Source organism: Alteromonas sp. DYW1 (genome assembly GCF_059752595.1).
Window position 1 is genome coordinate 2,043,410 of the sequence record NZ_CM186038.1, and the last position, 16,751, is coordinate 2,060,160.

General features: G+C 45.7%; 15 protein-coding genes and 3 tRNA genes. 5 read left to right on the forward strand and 13 right to left on the reverse strand.

The features are described 5' to 3' along the window. Positions 1–11 precede the first annotated feature (11 nt). The 4 genes from AC121Z_RS09070 to lolD form a co-directional block, all read right to left on the reverse strand. Positions 12–401 carry a VOC family protein gene (locus AC121Z_RS09070; protein ID WP_498123714.1) on the reverse strand — a complete coding sequence of 130 codons (390 nt, stop codon included), beginning with the start codon at positions 399–401 and terminating at the stop codon, positions 12–14. Continuing rightward, positions 398–676, reverse strand: coding sequence for a hypothetical protein (locus tag AC121Z_RS09075; protein ID WP_498123716.1), 279 nt, complete (start codon positions 674–676; stop codon positions 398–400). Before AC121Z_RS09075 ends, AC121Z_RS09070 begins: the two co-directional genes overlap by 4 nt. 165 nt (positions 677–841) lie before the next feature. Continuing rightward, complete coding sequence (locus tag AC121Z_RS09080) at positions 842–2,077, reverse strand: lipoprotein-releasing ABC transporter permease subunit (protein ID WP_498123717.1); 1,236 nt, start codon at positions 2,075–2,077, stop codon at positions 842–844. Further along, positions 2,077–2,757 (reverse strand): lipoprotein-releasing ABC transporter ATP-binding protein LolD, encoded by a 681-nt coding sequence (lolD, locus tag AC121Z_RS09085; protein WP_498123718.1) that lies wholly within the window; start codon positions 2,755–2,757, stop codon positions 2,077–2,079. The genes AC121Z_RS09080 and lolD overlap by 1 nt, the downstream gene beginning before the upstream one ends. Positions 2,758–2,934: 177 nt before the next feature. On the opposite strand from lolD, the gene AC121Z_RS09090 reads away from it, so the two are divergent. Both AC121Z_RS09090 and olsF read left to right on the forward strand, forming a co-directional pair. Next, on the forward strand, positions 2,935–3,735 hold the full coding sequence (locus AC121Z_RS09090) for a UDP-2,3-diacylglucosamine diphosphatase (protein ID WP_498123719.1): 801 nt from the start codon (positions 2,935–2,937) through the stop codon (positions 3,733–3,735). A 14-nt stretch (positions 3,736–3,749) separates the two neighbouring features. Further along, positions 3,750–5,486, forward strand: a complete 1,737-nt coding sequence (olsF, locus tag AC121Z_RS09095) for a bifunctional ornithine lipid synthase OlsF (protein ID WP_498123720.1) — start codon at positions 3,750–3,752, stop codon at positions 5,484–5,486. A gap of 9 nt (positions 5,487–5,495) precedes the next feature. On the opposite strand, the gene dapE is transcribed toward olsF, so the two are convergent. The 4 genes from dapE to AC121Z_RS09115 all read right to left on the reverse strand — a co-directional run bounded on the left by dapE (position 5,496) and on the right by AC121Z_RS09115 (position 7,089). Then, entirely contained in the window at positions 5,496–6,668 is a 1,173-nt protein-coding gene (gene dapE, locus AC121Z_RS09100) for a succinyl-diaminopimelate desuccinylase (RefSeq protein ID WP_498123721.1), read from the reverse strand. A gap of 145 nt (positions 6,669–6,813) precedes the next feature. Next, positions 6,814–6,890: transfer RNA gene (locus AC121Z_RS09105), tRNA-Asp, on the reverse strand. Positions 6,891–6,911: 21 nt separating this feature from the next. After that, a tRNA-Asp gene (locus AC121Z_RS09110) sits at positions 6,912–6,988 on the reverse strand. A gap of 24 nt (positions 6,989–7,012) precedes the next feature. Continuing rightward, positions 7,013–7,089: transfer RNA gene (locus AC121Z_RS09115), tRNA-Asp, on the reverse strand. Between the two features lie 38 nt (positions 7,090–7,127). Between AC121Z_RS09115 and AC121Z_RS09120 the strand changes: the two genes are divergently transcribed. After that, positions 7,128–7,262, forward strand: coding sequence for a hypothetical protein (locus AC121Z_RS09120; RefSeq protein WP_498123723.1), 135 nt, complete (start codon positions 7,128–7,130; stop codon positions 7,260–7,262). Here the strand turns inward: AC121Z_RS09120 and AC121Z_RS09125 are convergent. After that, the gene (locus tag AC121Z_RS09125; RefSeq protein ID WP_498123724.1) at positions 7,259–8,644 is read right to left on the reverse strand and encodes a TIGR03503 family protein; all 1,386 of its coding nucleotides are present in this window, start codon (positions 8,642–8,644) and stop codon (positions 7,259–7,261) included. The two genes, AC121Z_RS09120 and AC121Z_RS09125, sit on opposite strands and share 4 nt — an antisense overlap. Positions 8,645–8,699: 55 nt before the next feature. Further along, positions 8,700–9,410 carry a DNA polymerase III subunit epsilon gene (gene dnaQ, locus AC121Z_RS09130; protein WP_498123725.1) on the reverse strand — a complete coding sequence of 237 codons (711 nt, stop codon included), beginning with the start codon at positions 9,408–9,410 and terminating at the stop codon, positions 8,700–8,702. A gap of 108 nt (positions 9,411–9,518) precedes the next feature. Here dnaQ and rnhA point away from each other — a divergent pair, with 108 nt between their 5' ends. Continuing rightward, positions 9,519–9,980 (forward strand): ribonuclease HI, encoded by a 462-nt coding sequence (gene rnhA, locus AC121Z_RS09135; RefSeq protein WP_498123726.1) that lies wholly within the window; start codon positions 9,519–9,521, stop codon positions 9,978–9,980. Positions 9,981–10,053: 73 nt separating this feature from the next. On the opposite strand, the gene AC121Z_RS09140 is transcribed toward rnhA, so the two are convergent. Continuing rightward, on the reverse strand, positions 10,054–11,040 hold the full coding sequence (locus tag AC121Z_RS09140) for an NAD(P)H-quinone oxidoreductase (RefSeq protein WP_498123727.1): 987 nt from the start codon (positions 11,038–11,040) through the stop codon (positions 10,054–10,056). An 86-nt stretch (positions 11,041–11,126) separates the two neighbouring features. Between AC121Z_RS09140 and AC121Z_RS09145 the strand changes: the two genes are divergently transcribed. Beyond that, positions 11,127–12,314, forward strand: coding sequence for a class I SAM-dependent rRNA methyltransferase (locus AC121Z_RS09145; RefSeq protein WP_498123728.1), 1,188 nt, complete (start codon positions 11,127–11,129; stop codon positions 12,312–12,314). Positions 12,315–12,329: 15 nt separating this feature from the next. On the opposite strand, the gene AC121Z_RS09150 is transcribed toward AC121Z_RS09145, so the two are convergent. Both AC121Z_RS09150 and hrpA read right to left on the reverse strand, forming a co-directional pair. Next, entirely contained in the window at positions 12,330–12,632 is a 303-nt protein-coding gene (locus AC121Z_RS09150) for a PilZ domain-containing protein (RefSeq protein WP_498123729.1), read from the reverse strand. 188 nt (positions 12,633–12,820) lie between these two features. Then, complete coding sequence (hrpA, locus tag AC121Z_RS09155; RefSeq protein WP_498128202.1) at positions 12,821–16,735, reverse strand: ATP-dependent RNA helicase HrpA; 3,915 nt, start codon at positions 16,733–16,735, stop codon at positions 12,821–12,823. Between the last annotated feature and the right edge of the window lie 16 nt (positions 16,736–16,751).

Here is a 16,751-nt window from a genome sequence, read left to right on the forward strand (position 1 = left end):
ACAGCGTATATTCACCGTTGTTTTTCTTCCATTAAGCCGACCAAGTTATTATCCGGGTCGCGTAAAAACGCAGTCCATAACTCATGATCTGACATTTGCGCAGCCAGTGTTGGTGCGCGTTCATTTTTAGCTCCATTGAGTAAAGCCTGCCGATGAAACTCTTCAATATTTGAGAGCTTAAAATAAACAATGCTATTTTTGCCGACTTCACCAGCACCTTGTGGGGTTGAAAGCATTAAACGAACATCGCCGGCTCGCAAAAATGCCAGGTCGTCGGTAGGCGCAAATAAAAAGGTTAGACCAAGAATATCGCGATAAAATCCGATGGCCTTTTTAACATCACTGACCGTAACCGCTACTTGACCAATACCACTAACACTGAATGGTTGTGTACTGCTCATATGATTACAGCCAACGAAATCCAAAGCCCTAGAAAACTGAGCAATATCGGCACAATTAACCATACAATAAATGCGTGATGTCTGAACTCACGCAAGGCAAAACAACTCATTATGGCTGCCATTAACAAGATACCCGCAACAGAAAAATCGCCAAGCGTCCACACAACCTCAGCAGTAAACTGCATAGCGATTAACGGCAAGCTGAGTATGGTAAGAGCAATCAGTAACGCTTTATTGATATTCTGCCTTAGTCGAGACGAAACTAGATTAAACATTGTTGCTTCTCAAACCACTGCTACCCAATAAACCTCACAATACTCTCGTCATTCCTCAACATCAAACAAAACTAGTTAATGACTTTAGTAACCATTCATCCAACCACTAATCGATTATCTTTACTAGTATCCCAGTACACTACCAGTAATCACAGACTCATAAAGCTAGCGGCTTAATGCTGTTGCTGGAGATAACTTTGCCGCCTTCGCTGCTGGATAGAGTGTAGATATTACGCTCAAGAGACAGGCGATTATGGCGGTTACCACGACATCTTGAATATGCAGTTCAGTTGGTAAAAAATTAACAAAGTAGATGTCTCCAGAGAGTAATTTAAGCCCTAACCAGGTTTCGATACTCTGGATCCATTCGCTAAGATTAAGCGCAGTAATGACACCAAGTACACATCCTAAAAACACACCAACTAGCCCGTTTATTAGCCCTTGCAACAAGAACACTAGTCGGATCCGACCATCCGATAGTCCCATCGTTTTTAGAATGCCAATACTGCTGCGCTTTTCCTCTACCGTCATAACCAATCCGGAAACGATATTAAAACATGCTACGGCAATTACGAGCGTTAAGGCTATGTAGACAATTAACCGAACCAATTGAATATCCTGATACAGGTGTCCTTGGGTCCGCGTCCAATCAGAAATATACACGGCTTGCGGAAAACTATAACCAATATCGCGCATGGTATTAAAAGCGCTAAAGGGGTCTTTTAATGTAAAGCGTAGACCTTGCGCGCCGCTTTTAATATTAAGTTTATCGACGGCTAAATTCAGTGGCAAAAATCCAATTTTATTGTCTAGTTCACCCCCAATTGAAAAACTCCCCACAAGCGTTAACCATGCCGTTTGTGGAGCTTTAAACGTTAAGTCATCGGTTACAGTTGGAAGTAACAATTGGACTTTTTGCCCAAGTTCCAAGCCTAATGATTGAATAATGCCGGCTGCCAAAATTACGCCGTCTGGTTGCGTCCTAAATGCCTGTTGAGCAGTGTCATCTATGAACGCAAACAATGGATTATCCGCCATATTTTCTGCTGCTAGACCCGTCAACTCAACCGCTTTCATTTTCGCACCGACTTGTAACATGCCAGTCGCTTTTGCATAGGGTTGAACAGCAACAACGCGCGGATCACGAGAAAAGGTATGCATATGCTCGCGCCAGTCTTGGATACCGTCATTCGACACAGAGATTAGCTCGCCATGCGGCACAAACGCCAGGATGCGCTGCTGGAGTTCGCGTTCGAAACCATTCATTACTGACAATAGCAAAATCAGTACAAAACAACCTAAGCCAACACCAAAAGTGGAAGAAAATGAAATAAACGATACAAAGCCATTGCTTTGTTTGGCTCGCCTGAATCGAGTGGCCAACTGCCAAACCAATGCCATTATGAAGCTTCCTCAAGCTTCCCGGCAGAAAGGGTAAGTATGCGATCAAATTGTTGGGCAAACATGTGATCATGCGTAACAACAACAAATGCAGTATCCAGTGATGCTCGCAGCTCGGCTAACAGTGCAGCAATGTTCTCACCGGTTGTTTTATCCAAATTCCCGGTAGGTTCGTCAGCTAAAACCAATTGCGGCTCATTGACCAATGCGCGCGCTATCGCGACCCGCTGACGCTCACCGCCAGAGAGCTGGGCTGGTGCATGCTCAAAACGGTGTGATAGACCCACCCGACTCAGCATTTCTTTGGCTTTCAACTCTGCTTGTTGCGCACGCATGCCGGCAATAAGTAAAGGCATGGCAACATTTTCCAAGGCTGAAAACTCAGGTAAAAGATGATGAAATTGATAAACAAAACCCAACGTACGGTTACGAAAATCAGCCTGCTGCTGACTCGAGAGCTCAAATAACGCGCGACCGTTTATTTCTACACTGCCACTGCTCGGTGTATCTAATGCCCCTAAGATATGCAATAACGTTGACTTACCTGAACCGCTACTACCCAAAATGGCGACTTGTTCACCTGCTTGCACACTGAAGTCAACATTCGTTAAAACATCAATGGACTTTTCGCCATCTTTAAACGACTTACAAATAGCTCGGCAGGTGAGTAACAACGACATAACTTCCTTTATACACAATTGATTCGGTTCGAATAATACCTAGTTCAGCGCTGAACTGACAGAGCCTGTTACGATTAATTCATGATTGTCATTGTAACGTCATCAATCGTTCACGATATTGTCAACGGGTTTACCTAGGCTGTCCTTCCAAGTTACTTCTAAAAGCTTGGGATCTTAATGACAAATTCTCGAATAAAAGCACGCAGTGTATTTCTTTCCGATTTGCATCTTGGTAGCCGCGACTGCAAAGCAGAATTGTTACTCCAATTTCTTAATCTAGTTGAATGTGAAAACTTATATTTGGTAGGCGATATCGTTGATATGTGGCAAATGAGTAAACAGTTTCGCTGGCCGCAGGCGCACAATGAAGTATTACATCGACTGTTGCAGCTAAGCCATAGTGGCACCAAGGTAATATTTCTGCCTGGAAATCATGATGCACCGCTACAGAAATATACCGGAATGGCCTTTGGTGACGTCACCATCGAGCGCGAAGCCATGCATACCACTGTATGTGGAAAGCGCTACTTAGTATTGCATGGCGACCAATTTGACGCTGATGTTAAGCTCGGTGGTTTTCACCATTGGATAGGCGATAAAGGGTATGACGCTTTACTGCTACTTAACCGCTGGTATAACCATGTCATGCAACGCCGTAATAAACCCTACTGGTCACTAGCGAGTTATGTGAAACGCAAAATAAAGGGCGCTAACCTTGCCATCGATCGTTTTCGCAATGCCGCGTGTAATTACGCTCGTGAACAAGGCTTAGATGGCGTCATCTGCGGGCACATCCATCACCCTGAGTCTGTTTCTGTGGCTGGCATTCACTATGTAAATGATGGTGACTGGGTTGATAGCTGCTCTGCTCTGATTGAAACCCATAGCGGCGAACTCACCCTACTAACAAGCAGCTATATTCAGACACTATTGCAACAGGCTGCAGTCGTTCCCTTTAAACATCAACATGCGGCCTAAGGGAGAAACTCTTTATGTTTACCGTTTCTGAAGTCATTGAGCAACATTACCCAAAGCTCTCTGAGCGTCCCCTGCTGTACAAATCATCAAGCTTTTTACTCCGTCATTTACTCAATGAATCTGAGTTTCACGAGTTTGCAGCGAACTACCCTCATCTGCATGATATAGACTTTATTGAACAGGTTCTTGAGTACTTTAACTTGTCATTTTCTGTGCGTGACGACGAACGCGAAAACATTCCTTCTGAAGGTAAGGTGGTAATCATTGCCAATCATCCAATTGGATCATTAGATGCGTTTGTGTTGATGAAATTGATCAGTGAAATCAGAGGCGATTTAAAGGTAGTCGCCAACCAAATGTTAATGGCAATCAAGCCTCTGCATGACCGCTTATTGCCAGTGAACAATATGCAAGGAGGAACTGCCAGGCAGCATTTAAGTAATATTCGTGAGCATTTAAATAATGACGGTGCCGTGTTGATTTTTCCTGCTGGAGAGGTCTCACGCCTGCGTCCACAAGGTGTCCGAGATACTCGTTGGCATACCGGTTTTATGCGGATCGCGCGCTCAGTTCAGGCACCGATCCTGCCGATCTACATTGATGCTAAAAACTCCGCTCTATTTTACGGTGCCTCAATGCTTTACAAACCATTGGCGACAGCCTTATTGGTAAAAGAAATGTTTAAACAACGGAGCGCTCACCTCCCAGTTCGGGTTGGAAAACTGATCCCGTATTCCAGCTATGCTGGGATTAATATGCAAATCGATGACACAACCAAGTTAATGAAAAAGCATCTCTACCGTGTCGCCGCAGACAAAAAACCCCTATTTATCACCCAAACACCTATTGCAATGCCGGAAGATCGCACCCAGCTAAAGCTGGCGATACGCGACCAATGCGAGCTGCTCGGTAGTACCTCCGATGGCAAACAAATATTGTTATATCAGCATACTGGTAGCTCTCCCATCATGCGGGAAATTGGCCGGTTACGAGAGATCGCCTTTCGCGCCGTTGGCGAAGGCACACTGAAGCGTCGTGATATCGATGTATTTGATAGTCACTATTATCACCTTATCCTGTGGGATGAAAGTGACTTAGAAATCGTCGGAGCCTATCGTTTAGGCGATGCCAGCTTATTAAGCCACCATGAACATCCGACTGGCCTGTATTCAGCAACGTTATTCGACTATGCATCGACATGCAAACCGTTACTGGATCAGGGATTAGAACTGGGCCGAAGCTTTGTGCAACCGCGTTACTGGGGTAAGCGCAGTCTGGACTATTTATGGTATGGCATAGGGGCATTCGTGAGTCGCTATCCCAAGTATCGCTATTTATTTGGCGCTGTAAGTATTAGTAATTCTTTACCGGAAGCTGCCAAGAGTCTGTTAGTCAATTTTTATAGCACGCGGTTTACCCAACTTTCGGCCATACCCAATATGACAGCTCGGGCACTGACACCCTATGCATTCAATGATCTTACACCTATTGATTTTAGGAGCGGTAGCTACGAAGATGCATTTAAGCTGCTCAAACATTTACTCGCGAATATCGGCTGTAATGTACCCACTTTATTTAAACAATACTCAGAGGTATGTGAGCAGGGTGGCGTTGCTTTCTTAGACTTTAATGTGGATGCCGATTTTAATCACTGTATTGATGGCCTGGTCGTGGTTGATACCCGTATGATGGTGGCTAAAAAGCGTAAACGTTATTTTGACGTACACATAAAAACTGAGCTGGCGGGGTAATAGATTGAATTACTTCAGCCAGCGGTTTAATAACTGACAATAAATCGTTGTTAACGCGATAATATCCTTAACCGCTACGCGCTCATTTATTTGGTGGATGGTGGAATTCGGTACACCCACTTCCACCACCTGGGTATCTGGGCTGGCAAAAAAGCGACCATCGGATGTTCCTCCTGCCGTGCTCAGCTTTGGAAAACGTCCCGTTGTATTAACAATTGCTTGTTCAACCAAGCGAATTAGACAACGCTCAGAATCTTGTGGCTGAGACAGAAACGCATTACACGGGCGCTCCCAGTTGATCCGATAGTGCCCAGTAACATTCTCAATCCGCTGCAGGATGCATTGTTGCAACTCTTGTTCTGAATAGTCCGCAGAATAACGGACATTAAAGCTAATTGTGCAACTGCCAGGAATTATATTGTCTGCGTACTCCCCTGTATCAATTTGCGTCACTTGCAAGCTCGTTCCCGGAAAGTCCGGCGAGCCCGGTGCAAATGGTATTTCAGCCAATTCATTAACTACATGGGCAGCTAATAATCCAGCGTTAACTGCTTGATGAGGATAAGCCACATGACCTTGTTTTCCCTGTAAAGTCAATGTTGCAGAAAGTGAACCTCGACGCCCGACTTTAATTGTATCGCCAGCGTTAGCATCTGCGGTAGGCTCACCAATCAGGACATGTTCAAGGGTCACGTTTTGCACAGCCAAATAGTCCCTAATCACCCGACTGCCGTACTCTGCCTCGCCTTCTTCATCGCTGGTAACCAAAAACCAAAAGGTTATGTCAGGGCTCAACGTTGGCCAACTAAACTGTTCGCAGGCAGCGAGCATTGCCGCTAACCCGGTTTTCATATCAGCGGCTCCACGACCGTACAAGTAATCATTATGAATACGAGCTGCAAACGGCGGGCAATCCCAGTATTTTAATGGTCCGGGTGGCACCACATCAGTATGCCCATTAAATGCAAGATGGCGATTACCATTGCCAATCTTGGCAATTAGGTTTGTGACACCATTGATCTTGATCGTTTCACAGGTAAAGCCCAATGCGATCAAGCGTTGCTGAATAACTTGCTGACAACCTGCATCGTTGGGGGTTACCGACGGTAATTGAAGTAGTGCTTTGGCTATCGCAAATACTGGACTAGCGTTAATAGTTGCAGTTGCGGGCTTTATTGGCATGGCGATTTAATGGTCGATAAAACACCTTTATATCGTTGCATCTGCAAATGACGGATCAATGACGAATGCGCGACAAAATCATGACAAAGAGCGCACAAGGCAACCGTTCTGAAGAATATTTTTTGGAGAGTTTATACATAGAAAATGGCGGAGTGGACGGGACTCGAACCCGCGACCCCCGGCGTGACAGGCCGGTATTCTAACCAACTGAACTACCACTCCGCATCAGGGGATATCAAATAATGGCGGAGCGGACGGGACTCGAACCCGCGACCCCCGGCGTGACAGGCCGGTATTCTAACCAACTGAACTACCGCTCCGGCGATTATTTGATGTATTGACAGTGGCGGAGCGGACGGGACTCGAACCCGCGACCCCCGGCGTGACAGGCCGGTATTCTAACCAACTGAACTACCGCTCCACAATCATCAATAAAAACAACAAGTTAAAGAATCAATAATGACCCCCATCCCTCATTGCGGCGCAGATGATACGGGTTACACCCCCATGAGTCAACGGTTTTTTGCGGTTAAAACCCTAGGAAAAGAGCAATTGGTTGATAAACCATCAAAAACCGATTTAATGCATACCTAAAACGGCAATAATGCTTTTAACTTTTGCAAGAAGGACACCGATGCAGAATTGCCGTTATCTGATGGCTCCTCTTCATTAGGCTCAGTTGCCGTCGATACTTTCGGCTTCTTGGGTTGTTGTAGCCACAAGTACGCTCCAACGCCGATAAGGCCTAACACTATGATCGTTCCATTGATCGTTAATACCCAAAAGACAACATCTACGGTGTCTTCCTCAATGGGTTCAGACACTAAGTTGTCAGTTAGAGTTGCCGGCCCATCGTCCGTCTCTGAGTTCATTTCAGACTCAACGGGTGAATTCACCGGCTCAGGAGGCGGAGCTTGAACGACAAAAGTATATTCCGGTACATCTAAGATAAAATCGCGACCATTCGCTGTTTTTCCGTAGGCGGTTAATTTAACGCGAAACACGCCATCACCGTAATTAACGATCAAATGCTCGCGCACATTACTGCTGAGTTCAGTGAGTGAAAAGTTTTGGATGTCACCATTCGGGAAGCGTATCTTGCCATCTATTAATAAAGAGGAGATATCAACAAGCTCACGCTTAGCATCAATCAACAGCTTGTGGTAGCCCTCCCCTGCATCATCCAATGCTACATCGATGATGATGGGATTCGGATGCAAGATAATGGGCGCATCGATTTGCTCACGGGTAAACATGGGAGTACTTACACGAAATACAGGTTGCCACTCACCAGCAGCGATCGCCAGATTGAATTGCCCGGTAAATGTGCCATCAAGTGGAGCCTCATCCATTCCCAAACCGTTATCAACAAAGGTTGCTACCACTTCACTGTTGGCGCCAAAATTATTGTAATTAGGGTTATTGGTGCTGGTTAACTCGATAGTCAATTCAACAACATCGCGAAATTCACTGTAGTTAATTGGCTCTTCGCCATTGGTCAAGTAGGCAGTTTGTTTCAAGATTTCGCCCGAAAAAATCATGGGGGGTAAGGGCTCGGCGTGCAAACGAATGTCTGATAACACCATAACTCGACTGTTTGGTAAAATCTGTCCAACCGCTTGCCAAGGGCCCGGCACAGGGTCCTTGATACTGATCATGTCATAAGTATTGGCATCGTACCAAAACACTTTTTCGCCGTCGGCTTGGGTAGAAAATATCTTGGAGCCATCAGGACGCACGAGCACCACTGGTGCCGAGCCGAATTCGCGGAAAAATACTAAGGTGATTTCATCAACTTGATAATCGATCCGAAAGCGATTTTGCAGCAATTTGATGCTGTTATGGTATTCACCGCCAAGCGTGGTTAACGGCGAGGGCTGGCTGTCGTCTAGTGCAGTATCATCTTGAGCACTTTGCGGTTGTTGCGCGTACGACGCGCACGCCAGCAACGCTATTACAGCAATAATGGCGTGCAAAAAAGCCTTGCTAATTCGAAAACACCATTTGCGAGTCAATCGAATGTCCTATCATTTATTGGCGCCACAGGCATTGGCCAGATTGTTTCTCTACAATGTCCAAGCGCGATTCATGCTTAGCTAATTCATCGGCAGAGGCTCGAATAACCTTAAGTTTCAATCCACTGCGGTCAATTGGGCGACGTCCCTCTGAGACTTCACCATCAGCGCCTTGACCACTTTGATTGGCTAAATTTAATGCCTTTTGCCCGCCTGTCATCATCAGATAAACATCTGCGAGGATTTCCGCATCTAATAAAGCACCATGCAAAGTCCGGTGGCTATTGTCTATACCGTAACGCTTACAGAGAGCGTCAAGATTATTTTTCGCCCCCGGGTGCATTTGGCGAGCTAACACCAAACTATCTAACACCGAGCAAATATTCGCGGTACGAATATCGGTAACGCTCGGTGTCATCGCAAATTCCCAATCCATAAACCCCACGTCGAAAGGGGCGTTATGAATAATCAACTCGGCGCCCTCGATAAACGCAACAAAGTCTTTGGCGACATCTTCAAACCGTGGTTTGTCTTGTAGAAACTCATTGGTAATGCCGTGCACATCAATCGCTTCCTGCTCAATGTCACGTTCAGGGTTGATGTAAACATGGAAGTGATTACCGGTCAGTTTTCTATCAACCAATTCAACACAACCAATCTCAATGATTCGATGGCCTTCTTTGGGGTCAATACCGGTTGTCTCAGTATCCAGCACGATTTGCCGCATAGGATAACACTCTGCTTTTTGTCTTTATTTGCGATAGTATACCCAACAGCGAACGCGACTCCACGCTGAAGATCCAGAATTCCAAAAAAAAATAAGGATTGTCACTGAATGAAGAAAGTGCAGTTGTATACTGATGGTTCCTGCTTGGGCAATCCAGGCCCAGGTGGATATGGTGTTGTACTAGTCTTTAATCAATTTCGTAAAGAACTCAGTCAAGGCTTTACCCACACTACCAATAACCGCATGGAATTGTTAGCCACTATCGTGGGCTTGAATGCATTAAATGAGCGCTGTCAGGTTGAGCTAACCACAGACAGTCAGTATGTTAAAAATGGCATCAATCAATGGATCCATAATTGGAAGAAAAACGGTTGGAAAACCGCCGCCAAGAAACCGGTAAAGAATGTGGATTTGTGGCAACAATTGGATCTTGCTATCGGCAAGCACAACGTGAATTGGCATTGGGTTAAGGGGCATTCAGGTCACCCTGAAAATGAGCGCTGTGACGAACTAGCACGCGCCGCTGCAGAATCAGAGAACCGTATTATTGATAGTGGATTCAATGAATAACGACTAAGTTTTGATATCACGTTCACTTGAACAGTTAATGATTACCATTAAAGAAGCGATGACACTGATTGGGTTAATCCCAGTGGATAATAAATTTACCCTTACTTTGGTTTTTACTGAGTCTGTGATGCACAGTATTTACTGATGTGATAGGCAAAACGCTATCTAACGGAACCGCTAAGCGCCCATCAAGAAACGCTTGATACCAATCTGCGCAAAATGCTTGTACTAAGGCACGTTTATACGCAGTGCTTCTATTTCTTAGCGTCGAGCCATACAAGGTCACTCGCTTGGCCAACACTTTAGCCATGTCCAAATTGGCTTGTCGCCCTCCAAGCATTGCTAAATAAACCATGCGGCCATCAAGGGCTACTACATCCAAATTACGCTGTACATAATCACCCGCAACGACATCCACAATCACGTCTGGCTGCCAAGCTAATTGCTTTAATCGGATAGCAAAATCATGCTCGTTATAATTAATCAGCAGCTGCGCGCCTAACCGCTTGCATTGCCCAAGCTTTTCATCGTTTGAGGCCGTAACGGCGACTTCACAATTCAACTGTCGCGCGAGCTGAATAGCGGCCAAACCAACTCCACTTGCTCCCGCATGAATGAGTACCCGCTCGTTTGGTACCAGTTGTGCAAGACTTACCAACGCCTGATAGGCTGTCAAGAATACTTCCGGTAAACCTGCGGCCACTTGCATATCAATGCTGCTTGGAATTGCAATCGCTTGCAGACTATCCAACACCGTATACTCAGCATAGCCTCCGCCTGCGACCAATCCGCACACCCGATCGCCAATTTGCCAACCTTCTACTCCACTTCCCAAGGCAACAACTTCACCGCTAACTTCTAAACCCAGAATATCACTTTCTCCAGCAGGGGCCGGGTATTTACCCTGTCGTTGCAAAAGATCAGCGCGATTAACACCAAATGCAGCCACCTTTATCAACAACTCAGCATGATTGGGTGTCGGCGTCTCAGTACTCGCAATAGTTAATGGTGCCTCAGGATCAGTGGGATTATAAGCAACATACCGCATTTTAGTTGGCATAAATTTCTCCGCCTCGTAAAACGGTTTTTCACCGCTTCTCACGCTTTCTGGGATATACTCTTCTCTTTTAATTAGATACGAAAATTATGTCAGCAACAATCATTCTTGCTCCCGATCGCGAAAAATCTCTGCTCCGTCGCCACCCCTGGGTTTTTGCTGGTGCTGTTGCAAAAGTCAAGGGTCGTTGCCACCTTGGCGATACTGTGGATATTGTATCTGCAAAAGGTCAATGGTTGGCGCGCGCGGCTTACTCGCCAGAATCACAAATTAGAGCCCGAATTTGGACCTTTGAGCAAAATGAAAGCGTTGATAACGCATTTTTTTGCCGGCGTATTGAGCAAGCTCAATGGCAACGTAAAGCGGTAATTGAACGCGCACAAACCAATGCCTATCGACTGGTTGCGGGTGAGTCTGACGGCTTGCCAGGTGTAACCATAGACGTTTATGCAAACGTAGTGGTTTTGCAGTTATTGTCCGCCGGGGCAGAGAAACAACGAGATAAAATCTTATGGGCAGTAAAGCGCTTTTATCCCGATGCCATTATCCATGAACGCAGTGATGTTGCCGTGCGCGAGAAAGAAGGATTGGAGCAACGCATTGAAACCTTGGCTGGTGTCTTACCCAATGCGGTTACTATCGAAGAAAACGGGGTCGCCATCACGGTTGATCTTATCAATGGTCACAAAACTGGATTTTATCTTGACCAGCGTGACAACCGCCGTATAACTGCGTCCTATTGTCGGGATAAAAGCGTGCTCAACTGCTTTAGTTACACTGGAACATTTGGTTGTTATGCTCTCAAAGCAGGGGCTGCTCACGTTACCCATGTGGACGTTTCTGAAAGTGCACTGGCAACAGCGAAACACAATGCAGATATCAATGGCTTCGGTAATGAGCATAATACCTATGTGCAAAAGGATGTGTTTGAATTATTGCGTCAATACCATACTGATGGGCAGCAATTTGATGTAGTAATTTTGGATCCACCAAAATTTGTTGATAGCAAAGCCAGCCTAAATCGAGCGGCTCGGGGTTATAAAGATATCAATATGTACGGGATCCATGCCGTGAAACAAGGCGGATACTTGGCAACGTATAGTTGCTCTGGCTTAATGCCTGCCGATCTGTTTCAAAAAATAGTTGCTGATGCAGCGCTGGATGCCAAACGAGAAATAAAAATTCTTGAGCGACTATCTCAAGCGCCAGATCATGCGACGTCAGGCGCTTATCCCGAAGGCTATTACCTCAAAGGGTTTCTGTGTCAGGTGTTTTAAGCTGGCGTAGTGTGCTTATTTCATCTCAAGGATTTCTACCCCAACAATGCAGTTTGCATCGCCTTCGGGCACACAACGTACAACTTTAGCTTTCGCTGACAAGGAAGGAATTTGACTACTGGTCGATTCAATCGAGACCGAAACACTGGTACCAAGCTCAATTGATGACTCCCCGACTTCCAACGACATGCCTGTCGCACTTATATCACGGCAAATAGCCTGTAGGGTGCGGCTCGACTCATCGTCATGAAGCATTAATTCACAGGGTGAATTCACCATCATTCGGAAAAAATTACGCTTGTCATCATATCCCAGCATTACTGCATCTCCTGACCGTATTTGACTAATGCTACCAAGCCAAAACGAATTGATCGACCATAATTACACCACAAGTTATAGGCCGCTGAAGAGCTAATGTCAATGCCAAGCATTGGTGATTATAAGGTGGTGTCAACTGGCCCCGACTAAATAAATAAATTGGCCCATCAATAGCGCTAATAAACTCACTATACTCCGCCTAATGAAAAGCTTTTTAAGTGGTTTTCAATCCGCTTTGCTGAAATAGGCACACGTGTTCCCAACTGCTGGGCAAATAGGGATACACGCAACTCTTCCAGTAACCAACGGGTTTCTAATAAATCGTCTGGTATATCGCGCTGGCGCTTGTAATGCTCTAAAACACTCTGATATTGCTTAGTCACTTTTTCCATTGTCAGCATGTGCATTCGGTCACGATTAACATCCACTTTAAGTTTCTCAATCCGGTGCGCTAGTGCTTGCACATACCGTTGCCAGTCTTTCAGTCGATGCACTCCGATATCGGTGACAAAGCCAGGATACACCAATTGACTCAGGTGGTTTTTCACATCATTTAGCGCATGTACCAATTGAAAATCAATTTTGCCTTTCAATTGCTTTTGGATCCCAGCAGCTATCACGAGCCCCTGCTCTACCTGCACCGCAATGGCTAAAACTGCATCATTGATCTGTGCCCGCGCATGCTCAGTCAACTGTTCAAATTGGGCTTGTGTTCGCACCTGTTCAGGAGCATCGAATAACTCTGTAACCATCACATTAATGGCCGCTTCAACACAATCGTCAATAAGTGCGGTGATTGAGCCAAACGGATTAAAATACAAGCCTAATTTGGATTTATTCGGCAATTTTTGTTGCAAATGCTTTATCGGGGACGGAATAACTGCTTGTACCAACGCAGCCAAACCTGCTTTGTGCGCAGCCTGAGCTTCGTGCCGCGAGTCGAATAAACGAATGTCTACCCCGGTTTTACCAACACTCAGTCCTGGATAGGCTTGCACCTCAAATTGGCCAGTCTTGCGTGAGAATTTTTCCGGCAATTGATCAAAGTCCCATTGCGTCAGTCCACTGCGCTCAAATTCAGGGGTTGCGGCTTGATTTAACGTTTCTTGCACCTGTCCTTGTAATTGACGTTGTAGTGCAACGAGATCATCGCCCTTAGCAACGACTTTATTGTCGGCATCAACAACGTTGAAATGCAGGCGCAGATGTGCAGGTAACTCGACGTTGCTAAACATCTCCGGCTCTATCAACACCCCTGTCATGCGTTTTAATTGTTCACTCAACGCGACGACTAATGGTAGCTCTCCATCCGTTTGAAGCTCTGTAAACCTTGCCAATACCGCATTGGCATAGTCAGGTGCGGGTACAAAATGCCGCCGCCAACGTTTCGGTAGGCCTTTGATCAACGCGATGAGTAGTTCCACTTGATAACCGGGCACGAGCCAGTCAAAACCTTGTGCTTGTACTTGATTCAATAACGGTAAGGGGATTAGCACGCTAACCCCATCCTCATTGGCGGTTGGATCAAACTGATAACTCAATGGCAACACGAGGTCACCTTGACGCCAAAACTCTGGAAACTGTTCAATTATCGCGGTACTTAGGTCCGACTTAGTCACCGCCTCTCGGGTAAACTTTAACTTTGCGATAACGTCTGTGGATTGCTGCCGGTACCATTTTTTAAAACTCGCTTCGCTAACTAGGTGTGCGGGGATTTGTTGTTGGTAAAACGCCACTAACTCGTCTTCTGATACCAATAGATCGCGCCGTCGCGTTTTCTGCTCAAGCTGGTCGATATCATCAAGCAATGACTGATTATTCTTTAAAAAACCATAGCTTAGATTCGTGAGTCCATTGACTAAGGCTTCACGCACAAACAATTCATGAGAAACAACTGGATCAATATTGCCATAATTTACACTGCGATTAGCTACTATCGGTAATCCTAGCATTGTCACGCGCTGCTTGGCCATAACAGCGCCACGCCTTTTCGACCAATGAGGCTCACTGTAATGTGATTTAACCAAATGTGGCGCTAAAGATTCGATCCATTGGGGTTGAATTTTGGCGACCATACGCGCAAACAAACGCGACGTCTCTACAAGTTCTGCCGCCATCACCCACTTGGGTGTTTTATTCGCCAGGCCTGAACCCGGAAAGATTAGAAATTTACCGTTGCGCGCACCGTTATACGTCTTGTCTTTGTCAAGCTGTCCAATATGGGAAAGTAAACCGGTCATAAGACTTTGATGTATGGCGTCATAATCGGCTGGCGTAGAATTAATCCTTAAGTCAATACTAACCAAGGAATGTTTAATTTGGCTGACAATATCCTGCCATTCGCGCATACGCAGATAGTTGATAAAGTGCGCTTTGCACCACTTTCTCAATTGATTATTACTCTGGGCCTTTTGTTCAGCCTTGAAAGCCAACCACAAATTCAACAAGGCGATAAAATCAGAACTATCATCATGGAACAGTTTATGAGCTTCATCCGCTTTTTGGCGTTTATCTTGTGGTCGCTCGCGCGGGTCTTGAATTGACAGACCTGCGGCAATAACCATGATTTCACTGACTGCATCAAAGGCTCCCGCAGCGAGCACCATTCGTGCATAGCGTGGATCAATTGGGAGTCGACTGAGTTTATTACCCAACAGACTCAAGCGTTGTCCATTTGAGGTATTTTCAATCGCTTGCAGTTCTTCGAGTAATAAAAAACCGTCTTTTATATTGCGACTGTCTGGCGCTTGAACAAACGGAAAACGACTGATATCACCTAACCCCAAAGCCAGCATTTGGAGGATCACCGATGCCAAGTTGGTGCGCAAAATTTCAGGGTCGGTAAAGGCTGGACGACTAAGATAATCGTCTTCACTATATAAACGAATACAGATCCCGTCTGAAGTACGGCCGCATCGACCTGCACGTTGATTGGCTGATGCTTGTGAAATGGGCTCGATTGGAAGGCGTTGAACTTTACTGCGAGCGCTGTAGCGCGACAGCCGTGCTAGCCCGGGATCAACAACGTATTTAATCCCCGGTACAGTCAGTGAGGTCTCAGCAACATTCGTAGCCAGTACAATACGTCGTCCGCTATGGGACTGAAATATCCGGTTTTGCTCACTTGCACTCAAACGAGCATACAACGGGATAATTTCAGTATTGCGGTATTGTTGTCTGGCAAGGGCCTCTTGTGCATCACGAATGTCGCGTTCACCACTGAGAAAAATCAACATATCACCTGGCGGTTCACGCATCAGTTCATCTACCGCCAAGACGATATTGTCAAGCATATCGGTATCTTCAGCAGCTTCCTGGTAGCGAACTTCTACAGGATACGTACGCCCACTGATTTCCAACATTGGCGCATCATTAAAGTGTTTAGAAAAACGTTCGGGGTCAATGGTTGCCGACGTGATGATTAGCTTTAATTCTGGACGCTTAGCAAGCAATTGTTTGAGGTAACCTAACAAGAAGTCGATATTTAGGCTACGTTCATGCGCTTCATCGATAATGATGGTGTCATATTGATTGAGAAAACGATCGTTTTGCATTTCCGCAAGTAACATACCGTCTGTCATTAGCTTGATATAACTGCCATCACTGACGGTATCAGAAAAGCGAATTTTAAAGCCTACGTGCTCACCTATCGATGAATTAAGCTCTTCGGCTATCCGAGTCGCGACACTGCGTGCTGCGAGACGACGGGGTTGAGTATGCGCGATCATGCCCCGTGTCCCTAAGCCCATTTCAAGACACATTTTGGGTAATTGGGTGGTCTTACCCGACCCCGTTTCACCCGCAATAATCACCACTTGGTGATTAGCTATGGCTGCTTGAATTTGCTCTTTTTCGCGGCTTACGGGCAGATCAGGGTATTCAATTGCGGGAATCGCTTGTCGGCGCTGCTGAACCGCTACCACAGATTTACGCAGCCGCTGACAAAATTTTAGCCAGGTTTTGTCTTGTTCAATTTTACTCGGCTCTAATGCTGCGAGTGCACGGCGTAGACGTTTAAGCTCATTCGAGAGACGAAAAGTATCAATTAACCGTGTCTGCGTGATTAACGCCTCGGCTTGTTCAATACTGATATTTTCTGGAATACTCAATCGGCACCTG

Bases quoted from the DNA above. Each gene is read 5' to 3' on its own strand.
- AC121Z_RS09070 (WP_498123714.1), bottom strand. From the start codon at position 401: ATGAGCAGTACACAACCATTCAGTGTTAGTGGTATTGGTCAAGTAGCG.
- AC121Z_RS09075 (WP_498123716.1), bottom strand. From the start codon at position 676: ATGTTTAATCTAGTTTCGTCTCGACTAAGGCAGAATATCAATAAAGCG.
- AC121Z_RS09080 (WP_498123717.1), bottom strand. From the start codon at position 2,077: ATGGCATTGGTTTGGCAGTTGGCCACTCGATTCAGGCGAGCCAAACAA.
- lolD (WP_498123718.1), bottom strand. From the start codon at position 2,757: ATGTCGTTGTTACTCACCTGCCGAGCTATTTGTAAGTCGTTTAAAGAT.
- AC121Z_RS09090 (WP_498123719.1), top strand. From the start codon at position 2,935: ATGACAAATTCTCGAATAAAAGCACGCAGTGTATTTCTTTCCGATTTG.
- olsF (WP_498123720.1), top strand. From the start codon at position 3,750: ATGTTTACCGTTTCTGAAGTCATTGAGCAACATTACCCAAAGCTCTCT.
- dapE (WP_498123721.1), bottom strand. From the start codon at position 6,668: ATGCCAATAAAGCCCGCAACTGCAACTATTAACGCTAGTCCAGTATTT.
- AC121Z_RS09120 (WP_498123723.1), top strand. From the start codon at position 7,128: ATGACCCCCATCCCTCATTGCGGCGCAGATGATACGGGTTACACCCCC.
- dnaQ (WP_498123725.1), bottom strand. From the start codon at position 9,410: ATGCGGCAAATCGTGCTGGATACTGAGACAACCGGTATTGACCCCAAA.
- rnhA (WP_498123726.1), top strand. From the start codon at position 9,519: ATGAAGAAAGTGCAGTTGTATACTGATGGTTCCTGCTTGGGCAATCCA.
- AC121Z_RS09140 (WP_498123727.1), bottom strand. From the start codon at position 11,040: ATGCCAACTAAAATGCGGTATGTTGCTTATAATCCCACTGATCCTGAG.
- AC121Z_RS09145 (WP_498123728.1), top strand. From the start codon at position 11,127: ATGTCAGCAACAATCATTCTTGCTCCCGATCGCGAAAAATCTCTGCTC.
- AC121Z_RS09150 (WP_498123729.1), bottom strand. From the start codon at position 12,632: ATGCTGGGATATGATGACAAGCGTAATTTTTTCCGAATGATGGTGAAT.